This window comes from Pseudomonadota bacterium (assembly GCA_010028905.1).
GTDB lineage: Bacteria > Vulcanimicrobiota > Xenobia > RGZZ01 > RGZZ01 > RGZZ01.
This window is the reverse complement of sequence record RGZZ01000741.1, coordinates 1-1662: the sequence shown is the minus strand read 5'-3', so window position 1 is coordinate 1662 and position 1662 is coordinate 1. Positions and strand designations below refer to the sequence as shown.

Genomic DNA, 1662 nt, shown 5'->3' with positions numbered 1-1662 from the left:
GGTGAGCGTCTCGTTGGTTCCCGTGGGGAGCGAGAAGCGAAGAAATCCGTTCTGCAGCTCGGAGCTCGCGTTCGGGCGATCACCGGTCACGCTGCGCAAGGTGGGCACGATGAGCAGATCGGCCTTGCCGAGCTTCGCGCTCACGATTCCGGAGGCGATGCTGGTGCCCTGACCGCCGCCAACGTAGTCAGCACCGCTCTTGTGGTCGGCGCCGTCCTTCGTGATGAACTGCACCACGCCCGACATGGCGTTGCCACCGTAGAGCGCCGAGTACGGGCCGCGCACGACCTCGACGTGATCGATGTAATCGGCGGGCAGGGTCGAGAGATCAGCGCTTCCGACTGATGGCTCGTTCAGGGGCCGACCGTCTTGCAGAACGAGCACGTCGGTCGACGCGCTTCCCCTGATCTGCACGGTGGTGAGCGAACCCAGCGAACCACCGCGCAACACGTTCACACCGGGAAGCGTGATGAGGGTATCGGCCCCCTCGAGCGGCTTGCGCGCCTTCACCTGGGCCGGGGTCACCACCTCGACGCTGTTGGCGGTCTTCCAGACCGGCAGCGTGTTGAGCGATCCGGTGACCACCACGTCATCGACGTCGAAGACGGGCTCTGCCTTCTTCTCGGAGCCTGCTGCTGGCGTAACCCGCTTCGGCGGCGTTGCGGTCGGCGTGGGGGAGGGCTTGGGATCAACGGCCCAGACCGACGGGGCTGAAGCTGTGAGCAGCACGCCCGCGGTGACGACGATATGAGCCAGACGGGCACGACAGGCCTTCCAAGCTCGATGGAAACAGACAACCGGCGACACGACACCGTGTCGCGCAAGAGAGAACGACAGGAACAAGCGTTCCATGGCGCCACTTCCTTCCCGCGAAGTAAGATGGCCAAACCAGCGTCACGGTCGGTCTCCTGGCTTCCGGCATCGTCCTACTCTCCCCCCCTTCCCAGAGACCTGGCTCCAGTGGGTGCCTTGCGGTTCGAACCACGCGGCGTGGGGATTTCGTATCCGGTTACAGTTGCGGGGCAGCGAGAGACTCTCACTCTCTTCCACAGTACCGTAACGACCTATTCAGCTTGGACCGATCCCACGCATGATGGGGTCGGTTCGGGGGCCTTTCGTTCGCGTGACCTGCACAGACTCCTTCTGATGCGCGAAACAATCTGCGCGGCGCAAAAGTCAGCGTTGAACGGGCGTTCTCTGCGCGTCGTCAGAGGTCACACGACGCGGCACGCGCAGACCTCCGATGACGAGGCTCGTGTCGTCGAGGGTGAGGGTGCGGTCTGCCACCACAGGACGATTCACCGAATCAGCCATGCGAAGCAGCTCGAGCGGTCCCTCGGCCATTTTCAGGGCGCGTTTCGCGTTCGCCCCTACGCGCTGGGCTTCGTCTCTGCGCTTCTCGAGGGGCGAGATCTGCTGCGAGAGACGTTCGAGCTCGTATGCTGCGTTGAGCCGCGGATCATCGGTCACAGACCTGGACGACCTGACGCTGGGCATCATCGAGGACACCACCGTGCAGCCGATGCCGCCCAGCATGAGGGCCGCCCCGAGGCCCTGATGACCGAGCATGATCGTGACGACGCCACCCACCGCGGCTGCGAGCCCTGCTCTGTGCAAGAGGTCGCTGCTGATGAAGGAGCGAGGCGGTGAAGCAACCGCTGA

Annotated in this window: 2 protein-coding genes and 1 riboswitch; both genes read right to left on the bottom strand. The window is 64.3% G+C overall.

Annotation, left to right across the window (positions count from 1 at the left end; all coding sequences use genetic code 11):
- On the bottom strand, window positions 1-852 hold an 852-nt coding region (locus EB084_24885), incomplete at its 3' end, for a TonB-dependent receptor (GenBank protein NDD31500.1).
- A 28-nt stretch (window positions 853-880) separates the two neighbouring features.
- A riboswitch (cobalamin riboswitch) is annotated at window positions 881-1074 on the bottom strand.
- 102 nt (window positions 1075-1176) lie between these two features.
- Window positions 1177-1662, bottom strand: a 486-nt coding sequence (locus EB084_24880) for a hypothetical protein (GenBank protein ID NDD31499.1), incomplete at its 5' end; no start/stop codon positions are given.